This window comes from Campylobacter jejuni, from assembly GCF_049221745.1.
GTDB lineage: Bacteria > Campylobacterota > Campylobacteria > Campylobacterales > Campylobacteraceae > Campylobacter_D > Campylobacter_D jejuni_E.
In genome coordinates this window covers 49,060-63,791 of sequence record NZ_JBMJAO010000006.1, presented here as the reverse complement: position 1 = coordinate 63,791, position 14,732 = coordinate 49,060, and the positions used below count along the sequence as shown (strand labels likewise).

The window sequence follows — 14,732 nt, the reverse complement described above, 5'->3', positions numbered from 1 at the left end:
TTCATAACGATTTTTATAAAGAAATAAAAGACATGATAGAGAAAAATGAAGAGTATAAAAATTATTATCAAGATTTACAAAGTGAAAAACGTAAAAAGATAAATATTAATTCATTTTTAAATGGTCTTTCATCGGATAAAATTAGACAAACATTTAGCACTAACAATATTTGGCAATATAATCATTTTGAGATTGAAAGCATAGCAAAATCTTTTCAAACAAATAACGATTTTTATCATGAATTTTTTATCTTTTTTTCTAGTGCGATGGATGCTCAAATGCAAGAAAAATACGATCTTAAAAATAGTTTATTTCAAGCTTATTTAAATTTTTTAGATTTAAATGAAAATAAAATTAAAAAAGAAGAAATTCTTAAAACTCTTGAACATCAAGAGTATAATTGTTTTTTATTGCAAATGCTTAAACTCAATATTTTAAAATAAAATCTTTTTCTTGCTTTTTGAAATTTTATGTTTAAATTCTTTGAAATTAAAATCAAAGGATTTAAAATGCAAATGCAAGAAGTGATTGAAAAATTAAAAGATATACTTGCTAGCGAAGGTAAGCGTGATTTAAAAACCAAAGATATAGCTAAAGAATTAGGCATTCATCCTGATACTTTTAATTCTATGAAATTTAGAAACTCCATTCCATATCCACAAATCCTAAACTTTTTAAATCAAAGAAATATAAGCATTAATTATTTCTTCTATGGAAGTTCCCCAAAAGATCAATTAGAATGTGAGAATAAATATAAAATTTTAAAGCTTTATAAAACAAATGCGAGTTTAGGCGGAGGTGGAATAAATGATTTAATAGATTGCTCTGAGCTTATTATGGATGAAAAACTATTAAACTTTTTTGGTAGTAAAGAGTGTGAGTTTATCACTTGCTATGGAGAAAGCATGGAGCCACTTATAAAAGATGGAAGTATTTGTGTAATAGATAGAAATAAAACTTTTAAGAATAAAAGCATTTGTGTGATTAATACTAGAGATGGACTTTTTATAAAACAAGTTTTAAAACAAGATGATGGAGTGATTTTACACTCTTTAAATCCTTTATATAAAGATATATTTTATAAAAATGGAGATTTTTTACTAATTGGTGTAGTAATTGGAGAACTTTCTAAGATGTAACAGTACACAATAAGCTAAGTCAAGCTAATCTCACAGAGAGTGTAAAACACAAGGTTGTTCTATCAAAAAAGGAGATAAACATGAAAGATATCAAAAATTACACCGATAAAGAATTAAAAGAAAAAATCATACAAGATTTAGAGAGTGAATTTAGGATTTTGTACAAAAAGCTTTTAAAAGAAAAGATTATCTTGCTAGGGATAATATATTAGAGCTTATGACTATTTATAATATGGGCATAAACTCTTATTCAATCGCTAAAAGATTTGAGATGAATGAAGATAAAAGTCTTATACAAGTTCCTTTGTTTGAAAGATATATTATAGGTAGAAAATTTGTAGTTAAATATAATGATGAAAAACAAAGATACGAATTAAAAAGTACCTTTTGTGAATTTTAAGGAGAAAAGATGAAATATCCTAATGTTTATGTGAAATTAGTTGGCGAAGATGGCAATGCTTTTAGTATTCTAGCAAGAGTAAGCAAGGCTTTAAAAAAAGCAGGTGTAAGCAAAGAAGAAATAAGTAAATTTCAAAAAGAAGCCATGAGTAGTGATTATAATCATTTATTAAATGTGGTGCAAGATTGGGTTAATACAAATTGATTTCAAAAAGATGTCAAACAACAGCACACATTCAGCCAAGCGAAGCTAATCTTGTCTTATCAAAACAAAAGGAGATAAGATGAGTAAAGTAATAGTAGATATCAAAAAAGGTTTTAGCAAGACTTTTATAAACGCAATTTGCAACCATAACAATGAACTTGTTTTAGAATATCTTAAAAATGGTATGAGTGCAACTAAAGAATGCATGGGCGAAGAACCTATGTTTTATGCAATAACTCATAATAATTTTGGAGCGATTTTACTTTTATTAAAATACGGTGCTATTTTAGATAAAGAGTATCTAGAAGAAAGCAATAAAGATTTTAGCAAAGAAGCTCTAAAGTTTTTAAGCTCTTTACTAAAATAAAAGAGAATATAAAAATATTCTCTTAGCTTTTAAAAATTCATAATCAAAAGCTCTTTACTTTCTTTTCTTTTTAAAACATTATTATTTAAAGAATACCTTACTTTTAATTCCTTAATATTAAAATCTTTATAAAGCTCTCTTATAAGCTCACAATCATTATAAGAAAGCATAAATTTACCCTTGATATTTTTAAGCAAATTACATAAAAGTTCATGTTCTTTTAGCCCAAAACCTCCTGTGTTTTTATAATAACTCTCAGTTCCAACATAAGGTGGATCTAAATAAAATAAAGCTTCATTGTAATCATATTCTTTTAAAATATATTCAAAGCTTTTATTTTCAATACTGGCATTTTTAAGTCTTTTTGTATGTAAGCTAAAATCCCTACATAATCTCTTTGGTGCTCTTTGTTTACTCATAGCAAATTGTCCCATACTTGATCCAAAAGAAGTACTGATAAGATAAAAATAAAAAGCAGCCCTTTCTAAGTCATTTCTTGGCTTAATTTCTTTATTTTTAAGCATATGAAAGATTTTTCTACTTATTATCATAGAATTAAGCACATTTGCTAGGCTTTGGGGTTTATTTCTTATACAAAGATGTAAATTAATAAGCTCGTCGTTAATGACTTCTATTTTTGAAGCACTTTTTTGATAAAAAACACTTAAAGCTCCACCAAAGACTTCAATATAGCTTTTATGCTCAGGCATTAAAGCAATGATTTCTTTAGCTAAATAGTTTTTACCACCCACCCAAGCAAATGGAGCTTTTAGTGTAGTTCTTGTAGGTTTAGTAAGTGTGCTAGTTTTTAGAAATTTGTCTGTATTATTTTTCATACAAACTCCTTTCAAAATAAAATTAAAAAAGCTTTGCTTTAAAAACAAAGCTATAATGCTTTTGCTAGTTTTTAGAAAAAGGAAGGCTTTAGTCTTCCTTGCCATTCTTGCTAACACTTTTTGAAAAATTGCGATTTTCCAAAAAGTCGCATCACCAAAGGCCACGCCCGACCATTCCTTGCTATGCAATGCCCCATATTGTCACTTCTTAACAATTTTTTCAATAAAATCCTTAGTATCTTTATAAATCACACTTCTTATACTTGGGTGCAAGACTTTGTTATTATCTATGGGTAAAAAAGCTCTTTGAGGAATTTTTCTTTTTCTGTTTCCCCATTGATGAACATAACCATATTTAAAGCCATTTTTAGTCTGTATATTATTAAAGACTTCTACTCCGCTTTTGGTAGGTTCGCTTTGCCAATTTAAAGCATTACTTAAATCCCCATCTCTTTTTAAAATTCCTTTATTCTTACCATCTTTTATCTTTTGTTTTATGGTAGCTGGTTTTAAGCTTTGCCATTTTCCATTAAAAATACTGCGTTCGTTTTTAAAAGAGTCTATAATGCTATTTCTTATACTCTCTCCAGCACCCGCCATAATGCTTTGCCCGTGTTTATCCATATCTATTAATTTATCACAAGCTTTAAAAAAGTTTTCAAGCCCTTTTATTTCTATATATTCACTCATATTTTATCCATAAATTGTAGTGTTAATTTTGTTTTGTTCTTGCTTTCTTAAAGCGTCAAATACACTTTTTTGTATAGTATTTGCAAATTCTTGCATATTAAAATTGCCATCTTTAGTCGCTATGTTAAAAGTACCATTAACACTTATATTGATATTGCCATTATTAAAGCTTGGAGCATGATTTATACTTTTTGTCTCAGCTAATTCATCTTTATAAGTGTTTGTAGTAAAGACTTTTTCTTTGTTTTGTTCACTTTGGCTTATCTTAACTTCTTCATCATCTCCAAGCCCTATAAAATCAAGAGCATCTTTTATAAAGCCACTTATAGATGAGATCATATCTCCTACCCAAGAAAGCTTAGAAGCAAACCAATCAAATAAAGAACCAAAAATACTATAAAAGAAATCCCCAACACCTTGCCAAATAGAATTTAAAAACTCAGCTAATGGAGAAGCAACGCTCATAATAATATCTTTAAAACTTGTAAATACAAGGGCGCATTTATCAAATACTGCTTTAATGACATTGTATATAGGCTCCCAAACAGGTTTAAGCCATTCTATAAAAGATTTAAACCAAGACTTAACCTTATCCCAATTTGCAATAATAAGCCCAGCCACTATTGCAATGCCCCCTAAAATAAGACCAATGGGATTACTCATCATAGCCACGCTTAAGACTCTAATGCCATTAGCTACGGCTTTAAAAACTTTATTAAGCCCACCTAAAACAAAAGATAAGGCTTTAAGGGAGGTTGTGTAAATAGTAGTTGTGACGGTTTTTGCTTTTAAAGTAATATTAGATAATATACAAGAATTACGAAAAGCTAAAAGATGTATTCTTGTTTTAATCAAAGCACTTTTAAGTAAAATGGTGCAATCTTTAAGATAGTTTTTAGCAATAGCATAAGCTAAGACTGCAGGTTTGGCGAGCAAAAAAACTGTTGTAGCTGTAGCTACGATGGTACTAAGCACTGGAAATTTTGAAAGTAAGGTATCTACTATATCAATTACAAAGCTAAATCCTGAAGCGACTAATTTAACTACAGGGAGTAAAGCATCTGAAAATTTAATCGCCAAAGCACTTATATTATTTCCTAAAATTTTTAATATAGAAGCTGTAGTCTCACACTTATTAATAAGCTCTTTATCCATTGAACCTTTCTTCTCTTCTGAATTTGTCATCTTTAAAAGCTCTTGATAACGATCATAACCATTAACTAAAGTTGCCATAGCTCTAATCGTGCCACTATCATTGCCAAAAATATTAGTAATAACACCTATTTGAGACTCTTTATCAAGCGTTTTTATTCGTGAAAGTAAAATATTGATTGCTTCTTGCGAATTTCGATTTAAAGCTTTTTTCATAAACTCCCCGCTAAGACCTAATTGTGAAAAAGCTTCTTCTGCCTTAGCTCCTAAAGTATCAGCAGTTGAAAGTTTAGTAAACATGCTAGAAATAGCAGTCCCTGCAACTTCAGCTGGGATCTTTACTTCATCAAGCGTAGCAGCAAGAGCTGCCATGTTTTCTCTTTGAAGTCCTATAAGATTTCCCATTCCTCCAATTCTGCTCACAATATTTACTATATTTTTGGCATCACTTGAACCTTTATCAGCTAAATAGTTAATGCTATCACCCAAATCTTTAATACCTTTAACATCGGTTTGAAGGTTTGCCATAAGACCACCTATGGCTTCTCCTGCTTCATTGGCACTCATTTCAAAAGCAACACCCATAGCAGTAGCAGTTTTACCAAATTCCAAAGCTTCTTTAGAGGCAAGACCAAGTTTTCCACCCTCTGCCACTATATTTGCAATTTCTTCTGCTGTCATAGGAAGTTTTTTGGATAAATCTAAAATATCTTGTTTTAAGCCTTCTAGTGTATGACCTTCACTAAGATCTGTTACTTTTTTTACATCAGCCATAGCACTTTCAAAATCAATACCAACTTTTATACTTTTCCCTACAATACCACCACTTATTATATTTCCTAGAGAAAAAAGCTCATCTTGCAAACCTTTTCTTTGAGCTTTTAATTCCGCTCTTAAATTGGCATTGAGTTTAAGAGTGTTTAATTCTTTTTGCAATCCACTAATGCCGAGTTTAGTTTTTGCTGCTATTTTTTCTAAATTGCTAAAATCTTTAACTACCTTGCCAACGGCACTTGCGTTTTTAATCGCTAGTCCTAAAATAACACCAATTCCAATACTTCCAGCATTTTCCATATTCAACCCTTTTTAAGCGATTGTATTTTAAAATCTTTACTATGAAAGTTTTAAAATTTATTAACGATGATATAATTTCACATATTGCCTTATTATTAACAACGCTCATACCTGCTTTTTACATAAGCTATCAAAGTGCAAGTGATGGTTTTTTTAATATAATGGCTATTTTTATTTTTTCTTATTTTGCAAGCATTATCATAACTGCTATTTTAGTGATGATTATGCCACCCATTGCTTTATTGCTTATTTTACCCACTTGGCTAATTGTAATAAGTTTAGATTTTATTCTTTTTGCTATTTTAAAAATTTATTTTTTGAAAAATAAAACAATCAAAAACTCTTAGCCTTTAAAAATTCTTTTGAAATTTCCAAAGCTTCTTCAAACTCATCTAAGCTTAAATCTAAAACTTCATTTAATCCCCAATGCAAAGTATGACTTATAAGAGCTATAGCCTCTAAGCTATAACTCCTGCTTCTACCAAAAAATCTTTAAGAGCGTCCTGTAAAGCTTTAAAATCTTTAAGATTCAAATCTTCAATTTCACTTTCTTGCTTATTGGTAAGTGCAGCTATCATACAAATAGTTTGCTCCATTTCTTTTTCACTTTTATTAGTGGCGTTTTTTAATACACGCACATTTGGCTCTCTCATTTTTAATTCTTCGCCATTTTCAAGTTTGATTATTTTTTCTTTCATTTTTCTTTCCTTTTTATCCTTCTTTATGGCGGAAGTAATTCCGCCTGAGAAGCAACTAAAGGCTTCCCCACCCATTGCTACGCAATGCCCAAAAAGCCAAACTTTAATCCTAAAATCCCAGTATTGTTAATTAAACTCCGATTAATCAGTGTTTAAAGGGTTAAATTGCTTCTTACATCACTTATCATATCCACCCCATTTATCATTAAAATAGTGTTTTTATGATCGTAGGTAATGATTGGAATGTTATTGCGGCGTTGCATGTAAAAATGAACTGCCATTTTAATTTCAGCTTCCACCTCTTTTCCACTTTCATGATCACTTTCACTTATGCTTATAAACTCTCCTAAAAACTCAGCATTAATACCATAGTTTTTTCCACCTTTGTGAACACTTTCTCTAAAAAGCAAAGGAGCTTTAATCTCACTAAAAGTAGTATGAAAGAAAGCCGCATAAAGCACTGGATCAACAACGGCTAATTTAAAGCTAATTTCTAAAGGCTTTAAAACCCCGCTACTATAATTTGCTCCTAAAACTCCTTTGGTTTCAATCATCTCTTGTTCTATATCAGGCAATTTTAAATTTCTAACCACTCCAAGATAACCTTGACCATCTATATAAATATTACCTTCCTGTATAACTTCGCCAATTATTCTTTTCATTTTTATTTTCTCCTTTTAAAAATTTATTAACTATCCGCACTAATAGTTTTAATCAAATCACTTGCCCATTCATCAGAGTAGATAAACTCTAAAGTGATTTGTTTAACGATTGGATTATTCATCATTTTTATATTTAGATAAAACTTACCAGCACTCACATTGGCATCTGTGTTTCTTTCTTCATCCCAGCTTACCTCATAGCCAATTAAAACCTTAGCTCCTTTTAAATCTCTTAGCAATTCTTCAATGCTGATTTTTATAAAATATAATTCACTTGCTTTTTTATCAATAGCCTTAAAAGCTGCTTTTTGTCCTGCTAGGGCTATACGATCAAAAGTTCTTACACGAGCTAAATCTTGCCAAATCGTATCTTCATGACTAGTCTCCCCACCCCAAGAGCGATAACCTTCAGCTAAAATGCAAGTTGAGATATGAGCATTTCTTAATCTATCTGCATCACAATCAAAGCCATTGATAAACTCTATAAAATACTCTGTGCCAGTAACCCCATTCATCACTCTATTTGAGTAAGAATCACTAAAGCCATATTCTTTATCCCCATCTGTATGAGCTATAAGCCCTGCAATAAATGGACTTTGTGGAACATAAGCGTATTTTCCTTGTGTATTTAAGATTTGTACCCAAGGCCAAGTGGCAATTAATCTTTTAGAGCTAAAAGCCTCCATTGTATTAATAGCTTCGCCAACATTTGTAGCGTAAAGATCTACAATAGCTGTGATATTCATAGAACTTGCCACACTTTCAAGCTTAGCCTTTACTCCTGCTTCATGTGAGTAATAAGGAGCAATGATTAAATCAGGGCTAAAGCCTGTTTTATGCTTTGCTTTTTTAAAAGCTTCTATGGCATTAACAATATTGGTTAAAGTGTTTTCACTTTCCTCGCTTTCTTCAAAAAAGCTGATAATTATGACATTAGAAACATTTTGTAAATTGATACATTCTAAAGTATCTAAAAGTCTAAAATCTTGTAAGTTATTTTCTTTGATTAAATCGTTTACAAATTCTTTTGCTTTACTTACATTTGAAAAGGCAAAGATTGGAAAGCTATCCACGCTTTCATAGCCAGCCTTTGTGTAAATCATTTCTTTACTTGCACCTTTTATAGCCCCAGCAATACCTATAGGCGTATCACTTTGCACTTTAATAGGACTTGCTGCACCATTACTGATATTAAAATTAACTCCATAATTTGCTGCCATTATTCACTCCTTATTTCTTTACATTTTTTTGTATTTTTTTGTTTTTTTAGGATTTAAATTAAGCTCTTTTTTCATAACAATTTGATCTTGTTTAGAAATTTCAAATAAAAAAGCATAATCTCCATAAGTATCAGAACTAGCTTCTAACTTTTCAACATTAAAATCTTCACTTTGAATTTCTTGCTCACCTATAAAAATGGATTTTTTTACTCTTACATTGGTAATTTCTGTTTGACCATAATATCCATTACCTCTAGCAAAAAGCTTATTAGGCATTGGTGTATTTTCAAGTTCTATGCTTACCTCTCTACTTCCTGAACTAGACCATAAGCAACACTCATCAGCGCCACCATTATATTTTTTAAACACATGGGCGATTTTGTGATAGGTTTCTTGATAAATACCACTTGTCTTAATCGTTCCTAAAATTTGGTTTTCTCCTGCAATAGGATTAGAATCTATAGTAAAATCGCTTCTATTAAGACCATTACCATCTTTGGTCATAGTAAATTTTGCGTTTTCATACTCATCTTGAACTTTATTTGGAGTAGCAAAACCATTTTCAAAACCAAGTCTTAAATCACTCATACAACCCCCATATTGTCCACCTGTGGTAGTGTTATCAAATGTGATAATGATTTTTTCTTTAGGGATAATATCATTGCTACCATCTCCTAGTAAATCAACCCAGCTTGTAAAATCATTATCATTAGCAGTGCAAATAAATAATTGCTTTTTACTTTCTAAAACCGCCCAAATTTCTCCTACTTTAGCTTGTGTATTGTAGTTAGGTGGAGTTTTTGATATTTTTATGTTTGTATTTTGGAAATTTTGATCTTGTAAAATTTCCTCAATGAGACTTTTAAGCTCCTCTTTATTAACAAGCTCTTCTTTAAAAAGCTTTAGTTTTTTATCTATAAGCTCATTAACTTTTTGAGCATTAAGCTTATCACTAACTATAGGTTCACTTGGCTCTTTTGAGCCTTGATTAATATCTGGAATAAAAGAAATTCCATAATCTTTCATTTTAACTCCTTTTTATGCTTTCACTTTGTGCGAATAAAATCCGCCCAAAGTTGCTTTTGCTAAAGCCCCCGTCCCACTGCGTGGGTAGCTCACCTTTTTTTTATTTTCCTTTTAACAAGCATTTTATTGCGTGATAAAGATTGCAAGAATGATAAAATACAAAGATTTTAAGTCTTGAACATCCAAGCAAAGTCATAGCTTCTTTTAATGCTAAATCAGCTGTCCTATAATCAGTTCTTGAATTTGCTTTTTCGCATAAAAAATCATGCACCACACAAGCGCTAAAATACTCACTTTTAAAAGGTGGAAACAAAGACCAAAAAAGGCGTGGGATACTTGCACCATCAGTTTTAAATCCTTTTGGCACAATGCCTTTAAAACTAAGCAAAGCAAACTCATAATCTTGTATCACTTCAAACCTGTCCTTATCGTATGGCTTTACGCATACTCTTTTTAATTCTGCTTTAGTCATTTTTCACTCTCCCAAACAATTAAATCAAGTTCTTCTTTGCTTTGTGCATTTCTAGCTTTTTCTTTTAAAGCACTTGCTTTAAAAATAGTCTCTTGCACAAAATAAGCCATGCTACTTGCAAAGAGTTTAAACTCATCTACGCTAAATCTTGTAGTTGAATTATCAAGTGCAATCCAATCAATATAAGGAATTAAATTAGGATTAACAAGAGCATTGGTTACTGCTCCATTAATTCTTAACTGATCTTCATTAGAACTTTGATAGATTTTACCTTTAAAAGAAAATCCACCATTTAGAATATTTTCTTTTTTTGTATTAATCTCGTTGATTTTTAACTCTTTTGCCTCGTTTAAAAGCTCTTCTTCGCTTTTAGGAGGATTTATTAAAGAGTTAAATTCTTCTTCGCTAATAGGTGTTAAGCCTGTTTTAATTTGCTCATCGCTCACTTCATCCTCATAAGCATAAATTTGATTATTATCGTTTTTGTCTATAAAATATTTCATTTTTTCTCCTTATTTGCTTGATGCTTATCTAAGCTCCATAAAAGATACAATGCTTTTACTTGGATACCATCCGCTGTGTTGTGGTGTATTTAATCTGTATTGCCCATTTGGTGGAATGATTCCAAAACCAAAATAAGTTCGACTTACTCCACCATTGGATAATGAAGTTTGAAACATAGAAACTGCAAATTGCTCACTACAAGAAAAACTGACATCCCCACTTGCACTAGCATTAACTTGAAATTTGGCTGCTATGGGTTTTCCTGTATTATTTGTATAAGCTACATCAAAGGCTCTTGAAACATTTTGCCAAGCTTGATTTACTCCCAATCCTCCTATTAAGCTAGGAGCTTGTTCTTTTAAGGTAGCTAAATTTACAAATTGATTGTCATTTGTAGCTTTTATAGAGCTTGTAGGTAGTTTGGTAAAGTCTTTAGCTCCTGTAATGGTTTGATTAGTAGCTAAAGTAACATATTTGGCAATTTCTGTATTAAATTTATTTTCTAAAAGATATTTAGCAAACTCATCCCATACTTTTTTAAACTCTGCATCATATTTTTGCGTTAAAGCATCAATTTTAAGATTGAGTTCCACTTTAATAGCATCCACATAATCACGACTTGCCATGATTACACTAGGATCTAGTTTTAAAATAACTTCCTCTGCATTAGAAAGCTCCATGACAATTTTTATCATAAGCTCTTTAGCGCTGCCTTCTTTTAAGATAGGTTTATAAGTGCGTGGGACATTTCCTACTGCAAGCAAATCTCCTGCTTCATCATAAATGCCTACTGCATTAACTTCAAACCCGCCCACATCGCTTGGCACATGACACATTAAATTCACATAGTTTGGATTGCTTTCATCCACGCTTTTGCTACTAATATTAGCTTCATAAACAATCTCTTCTAAGCTTTGCATTTCTTCGCTGGGCAAAATAACTTTTGAACTTAATTTAAAGCTTTTTAAATTGATACCATTTCCACTTGCTCTTGCGGCAATAAATTTAGCAATGCCAATTTTTGTTAGTATGGTATAGTATTCACTTTTTGCCATTAATACACTCCTTTAAAATCAATATTAGTTCTTGTTATTTCACACATAAAAACACCCATTGCATTTAAACTTGGTTTCTGATTGTTTTCAATTTGCGTGGTTTGAAAAGGTAAGATTTCTATAGTTTCTCCACTTATTTCTACACTAGCATTAAAACTATCATTTTTACTTTCAATCTCTATTTCAATTGCTTCTAAAACGCTTCTAACATTTTTAAAATCATAAATTAGTCTTTCTAAAGTATTAAGCGTTCTTTCATCAAAGCTAACATTAGTTGTGCTTACTTTAACTTTAAAAAAATAAGGCTTTCCACCATAATTAAACTACTCTTTAACCACTGCAGTAGGAAATACGGCTCTTAAAGCTTCTTTTATAGCCCAAGTTGTGCCGTTGTATCTATCTAAAAGTAAGGCTTTAGATATAAGCTTTCTTGCTTCTTTTGTTTCTAAACCATCTATGCTTACATCATAAGCATTAGCTAAAATTGGCAATAATCTTTCATCGCAATTTAGAGCTAGATTTGTGATACTAGCTAAATTTAAATCTTCAAATCTTGTTTTAGCACTTAAATCAATGGCTTTGCTTTGTTTTGGATGGTGGTTTAGTATTAGTGTATTCATAGCACCGCCTTTTCATAACTAAGTGAAAAGCTAAGGGTTGCAAACTCATCATCAGCTATTATTATATTTTCTAAGGGCAAGTCTTTTAATTCTTGCTCTTCTTCATTTATGATTTTTTCTTTAATGCTTAAAATTTCGCTTTTATAAACTCCGTCCTGATGAAGACATTTGTAAATAAATCCTAGTGCTAAATCTACACTTAAATCAAAGTCCTTTTGTAAAGCATTGATCTTTTCACTTATTTCATTAGCACGGCTTAATTCTAAAAGTAAAAGTTTGGCATCTACGATAAACTCTCTTTTTTTAGCTAACTCAACGCTGACTTCATCAGTTAAAGGTCTTCGCTCATCTGCACTTAAATACTCTTTAACCACATCAACACTTAATTCATCTTCACTTTTAATGATAACTCTTACTTTTCCTGCTCCATTGTTTAAAGCTTTTATGGAAGCTACTTTTGCACTTGCGCTTAAAGCGTGATAGATATAGCCTTTTTCACTTCCTGCGGTTGAAAAGCGATGTACACTCATTACAGCCCTTTCTCTTAAGGCTTCATCACTTTCTTCACTGGCTCCACCTTTGAAAAATTCTAGTTGTTTAATCTTAGCCACAAAAGGCAGTGGGGTTTGTAAAAACTCGGTTTTACTTTCTTTGCTTTGAATAAATTCATCAAGTTCTAAAATACCTTGTGCTTTGTTTTGTCCTTTTTTGATTATTACTTCTTCTTTTAAGGTGGCAAGGTCTGCTTTTTCATTTGAAAAAATCGCACCTTTTGGGATGATGACATCATAAGTAAGCAAAGTATTTAATTCAAACTCTACTTTGGCTGTGGGCTTAACCCCTTTAAGCCTTTGTATCAAATAGCCATTAGCTACTACATTATCTAAATCACTTCCCTTTGCATAATGAAGATAAGTTGCTTTTATACTCTCATTAATTCTTGCTCTAATTATCATTTCTCTATAAGCTAAAGCTTCTAAAATGGCTTTAAAAGGATCAGATTCTAAAAGCTCTACATTATCTTTTAAAAAGCTTTTAAAAAGTTCTTCATAGGCTTTTAAAAGCTTTTCATAGTCTTGCTCTTCTATGATTTGTGGATAAGGGATATCCTTTAAAAAGCTTTGTTTAAAATAGCTATCATTTGCACTTAAAAGCTCACTCATTTGCCTAGCTCCATGGTTAAATCCCCATAATTTTCAAAAAGCAAGGTAATGCTTAATTTATTGTCTTTACACTCATTAAGTCTCACACCTTTTAGCTTTACTCTTTTTTCCCACTTTGAAATAGCCTCTGCTGTATATCTAGTAAGCTTTATCTTAAAATCATCATCGATTTTTCTATCTATGAGTGTATAAAGTAAAGAACCATACTCTGGTCTCATTACTCTTGAGCCTAAAGAAGTGATTAAAATGTCTTTGATACTTTCTTCGATGCTTACCATGTAATTCATTTTAAACCTTTGTAAAATTCAAAAATGTTTTCTAGCATTTGCGAAAATCCTAAAAACATAAAAGCTATAAAAAAGCCTATAAAAATGCTTTTGATAAAAAAGTTTAGGTTTAAAAAAGCATAAAATGCCCCCATGCAAAAGAGCATAAAAAAGACTAATGAAAATAAAAGCAAAAATAATTCTTTCATAGTTTTTCCTATCTTGGCGAAGCTGTGGCACCACAAGTACAAGAATGGGTATGATTTGTTAAATCACCTTTGCTATCGCTTATATTTCCACTAACTTGTAAATTGCCTATTAAGTTTAAATTTCCTTTTATGCTAAAAGTACCACTTGCCCCACCTTCGCCACTTGTAAAAATTGCTCCTGCAATTTGAGTATTACCATTTAAATTAATACTTGGAGCGTTAAGCGTTATGGTATTAGCGTTTGTAGTATGATTTTTAGTATTTAAGGTGTTGTTTTGGTTATGGGTGGTTTTATCTACACAAGTGATATTTATATCTTTAACCACATCAAGTTTTAAAGTACTACTCTTAGAGTTGTATTCTAAATGCGTTCCATCTTCAAAATCTATATTAAAAGTATTTTCATCTGTGTTTTTTGCTCTATGTTTTTCTTGGTAAAGCCCACGCAAAATAACTCCACTATTTAAATCCCCACGCACAGGTATGACTAATACTTGCTCTCCTATTCTTAAAGGAGAAAAGCTCACTGCATAAGAATTAGCTAGACTTTGAAAAACACTTAAAAAATCCGTTACCATATCTCCAATAGCAACCTTAGCTTTATTGTCTTTAATGTCGCAAATGATGCCAAGTTCGTTCATTATAGTTTTTCCATTTTTTTATTAATTAACTTTTCTACAAGTTGCTCAATTTTAAGCAATGCATCTGTCCCCATATAAGCTGCAAAACCACCCACTGCAACGCTAAGCTTTATGCCAAAATTAAGATAATTTACAATTTCAAAAACTAGATATGCTACAAACATAGAACCTAGCATACCTTTTAAAAAGAGTGTAAATTTACCTTTTAAATTAAGAGCTTTGCTTAATTTATTTTTTGTTACAATTCCTACAAGTCCAGCTATAAAGCTTACTATCATTAAAACCATATATACAAATATATCTTCTAATTTCATTGCTAGTTCCTTGTAAAAAT

Annotated in this window: 23 protein-coding genes; 7 read left to right on the top strand and 16 right to left on the bottom strand. The window is 30.9% G+C overall.

The genetic code is table 11. The features are described 5' to 3' along the window. Positions 1 to 32 precede the first annotated feature (32 nt). The 6 genes from ACOTU8_RS05910 to ACOTU8_RS05885 all read left to right on the top strand — a co-directional run bounded on the left by ACOTU8_RS05910 (position 33) and on the right by ACOTU8_RS05885 (position 2,110). On the top strand, positions 33 to 443 hold the full coding sequence (locus ACOTU8_RS05910) for a hypothetical protein (protein ID WP_002891236.1): 411 nt from the start codon (positions 33 to 35) through the stop codon (positions 441 to 443). A gap of 66 nt (positions 444 to 509) precedes the next feature. Then, complete coding sequence (locus tag ACOTU8_RS05905) at positions 510 to 1,139, top strand: S24 family peptidase (protein WP_052784258.1); 630 nt, start codon at positions 510 to 512, stop codon at positions 1,137 to 1,139. A gap of 80 nt (positions 1,140 to 1,219) precedes the next feature. Further along, positions 1,220 to 1,351 (top strand): hypothetical protein, encoded by a 132-nt coding sequence (locus ACOTU8_RS05900; protein ID WP_422342137.1) that lies wholly within the window; start codon positions 1,220 to 1,222, stop codon positions 1,349 to 1,351. Between the two features lie 59 nt (positions 1,352 to 1,410). Further along, the gene (locus tag ACOTU8_RS05895) at positions 1,411 to 1,539 is read left to right on the top strand and encodes a hypothetical protein (protein ID WP_285949787.1); all 129 of its coding nucleotides are present in this window, start codon (positions 1,411 to 1,413) and stop codon (positions 1,537 to 1,539) included. Positions 1,540 to 1,548: 9 nt separating this feature from the next. Beyond that, a complete protein-coding gene (locus ACOTU8_RS05890; protein WP_002843339.1) occupies positions 1,549 to 1,743 on the top strand; it encodes a hypothetical protein in 195 nt (64 codons plus the stop codon). A gap of 79 nt (positions 1,744 to 1,822) precedes the next feature. Next, the gene (locus tag ACOTU8_RS05885; RefSeq protein ID WP_002865289.1) at positions 1,823 to 2,110 is read left to right on the top strand and encodes a hypothetical protein; all 288 of its coding nucleotides are present in this window, start codon (positions 1,823 to 1,825) and stop codon (positions 2,108 to 2,110) included. A 29-nt stretch (positions 2,111 to 2,139) separates the two neighbouring features. Here the strand turns inward: ACOTU8_RS05885 and ACOTU8_RS05880 are convergent, their stop codons facing one another. The 3 genes from ACOTU8_RS05880 to ACOTU8_RS05870 all read right to left on the bottom strand — a co-directional run bounded on the left by ACOTU8_RS05880 (position 2,140) and on the right by ACOTU8_RS05870 (position 5,862). Then, positions 2,140 to 2,946 carry a DNA adenine methylase gene (locus ACOTU8_RS05880; protein ID WP_422342136.1) on the bottom strand — a complete coding sequence of 269 codons (807 nt, stop codon included), beginning with the start codon at positions 2,944 to 2,946 and terminating at the stop codon, positions 2,140 to 2,142. Between the two features lie 201 nt (positions 2,947 to 3,147). Beyond that, positions 3,148 to 3,636 (bottom strand): phage virion morphogenesis protein, encoded by a 489-nt coding sequence (locus ACOTU8_RS05875; RefSeq protein WP_002873743.1) that lies wholly within the window; start codon positions 3,634 to 3,636, stop codon positions 3,148 to 3,150. A 3-nt stretch (positions 3,637 to 3,639) separates the two neighbouring features. Continuing rightward, a complete protein-coding gene (locus ACOTU8_RS05870; protein WP_052803385.1) occupies positions 3,640 to 5,862 on the bottom strand; it encodes a phage tail tape measure protein in 2,223 nt (740 codons plus the stop codon). A gap of 41 nt (positions 5,863 to 5,903) precedes the next feature. Here ACOTU8_RS05870 and ACOTU8_RS05865 point away from each other — a divergent pair, with 41 nt between their 5' ends. Then, on the top strand, positions 5,904 to 6,209 hold the full coding sequence (locus ACOTU8_RS05865; RefSeq protein ID WP_002784655.1) for a hypothetical protein: 306 nt from the start codon (positions 5,904 to 5,906) through the stop codon (positions 6,207 to 6,209). Between the two features lie 111 nt (positions 6,210 to 6,320). Here ACOTU8_RS05865 and ACOTU8_RS05860 read toward each other — a convergent pair whose 3' ends face one another. The 13 genes from ACOTU8_RS05860 to ACOTU8_RS05800 all read right to left on the bottom strand — a co-directional run bounded on the left by ACOTU8_RS05860 (position 6,321) and on the right by ACOTU8_RS05800 (position 14,712). After that, positions 6,321 to 6,560, bottom strand: coding sequence for a phage tail assembly protein (locus ACOTU8_RS05860; RefSeq protein WP_002843342.1), 240 nt, complete (start codon positions 6,558 to 6,560; stop codon positions 6,321 to 6,323). 152 nt (positions 6,561 to 6,712) lie between these two features. Further along, entirely contained in the window at positions 6,713 to 7,222 is a 510-nt protein-coding gene (locus ACOTU8_RS05855; RefSeq protein ID WP_422342135.1) for a phage major tail tube protein, read from the bottom strand. Positions 7,223 to 7,248: 26 nt separating this feature from the next. Then, positions 7,249 to 8,442 (bottom strand): phage tail sheath family protein, encoded by a 1,194-nt coding sequence (locus tag ACOTU8_RS05850; RefSeq protein WP_052803386.1) that lies wholly within the window; start codon positions 8,440 to 8,442, stop codon positions 7,249 to 7,251. A gap of 18 nt (positions 8,443 to 8,460) precedes the next feature. After that, on the bottom strand, positions 8,461 to 9,468 hold the full coding sequence (locus ACOTU8_RS05845) for a hypothetical protein (RefSeq protein WP_052797577.1): 1,008 nt from the start codon (positions 9,466 to 9,468) through the stop codon (positions 8,461 to 8,463). 100 nt (positions 9,469 to 9,568) lie between these two features. Beyond that, complete coding sequence (locus tag ACOTU8_RS05840) at positions 9,569 to 9,940, bottom strand: DUF1353 domain-containing protein (protein ID WP_052803387.1); 372 nt, start codon at positions 9,938 to 9,940, stop codon at positions 9,569 to 9,571. Next, positions 9,937 to 10,443 (bottom strand): DUF4376 domain-containing protein, encoded by a 507-nt coding sequence (locus ACOTU8_RS05835; RefSeq protein ID WP_002924980.1) that lies wholly within the window; start codon positions 10,441 to 10,443, stop codon positions 9,937 to 9,939. The genes ACOTU8_RS05840 and ACOTU8_RS05835 overlap by 4 nt, the downstream gene beginning before the upstream one ends. Positions 10,444 to 10,467: 24 nt before the next feature. Next, a complete protein-coding gene (locus ACOTU8_RS05830) occupies positions 10,468 to 11,499 on the bottom strand; it encodes a phage tail protein (RefSeq protein WP_032593245.1) in 1,032 nt (343 codons plus the stop codon). 323 nt (positions 11,500 to 11,822) lie between these two features. Continuing rightward, the gene (locus ACOTU8_RS05825; RefSeq protein ID WP_422342134.1) at positions 11,823 to 12,119 is read right to left on the bottom strand and encodes a phage tail protein; all 297 of its coding nucleotides are present in this window, start codon (positions 12,117 to 12,119) and stop codon (positions 11,823 to 11,825) included. Further along, positions 12,116 to 13,282: a baseplate J/gp47 family protein gene (locus tag ACOTU8_RS05820; RefSeq protein WP_019108983.1), complete on the bottom strand. Its 1,167-nt coding sequence runs from the start codon at positions 13,280 to 13,282 to the stop codon at positions 12,116 to 12,118. The genes ACOTU8_RS05825 and ACOTU8_RS05820 overlap by 4 nt, the downstream gene beginning before the upstream one ends. Then, the gene (locus ACOTU8_RS05815; RefSeq protein WP_002784483.1) at positions 13,279 to 13,569 is read right to left on the bottom strand and encodes a GPW/gp25 family protein; all 291 of its coding nucleotides are present in this window, start codon (positions 13,567 to 13,569) and stop codon (positions 13,279 to 13,281) included. The genes ACOTU8_RS05820 and ACOTU8_RS05815 overlap by 4 nt, the downstream gene beginning before the upstream one ends. Beyond that, positions 13,566 to 13,757 carry a hypothetical protein gene (locus tag ACOTU8_RS05810; protein ID WP_002795238.1) on the bottom strand — a complete coding sequence of 64 codons (192 nt, stop codon included), beginning with the start codon at positions 13,755 to 13,757 and terminating at the stop codon, positions 13,566 to 13,568. The genes ACOTU8_RS05815 and ACOTU8_RS05810 overlap by 4 nt, the downstream gene beginning before the upstream one ends. An 8-nt stretch (positions 13,758 to 13,765) precedes the next feature. Continuing rightward, on the bottom strand, positions 13,766 to 14,398 hold the full coding sequence (locus tag ACOTU8_RS05805) for a phage baseplate assembly protein V (protein ID WP_032589430.1): 633 nt from the start codon (positions 14,396 to 14,398) through the stop codon (positions 13,766 to 13,768). Continuing rightward, positions 14,398 to 14,712, bottom strand: coding sequence for a phage holin family protein (locus ACOTU8_RS05800; RefSeq protein WP_002784492.1), 315 nt, complete (start codon positions 14,710 to 14,712; stop codon positions 14,398 to 14,400). The genes ACOTU8_RS05805 and ACOTU8_RS05800 overlap by 1 nt, the downstream gene beginning before the upstream one ends. Between the last annotated feature and the right edge of the window lie 20 nt (positions 14,713 to 14,732).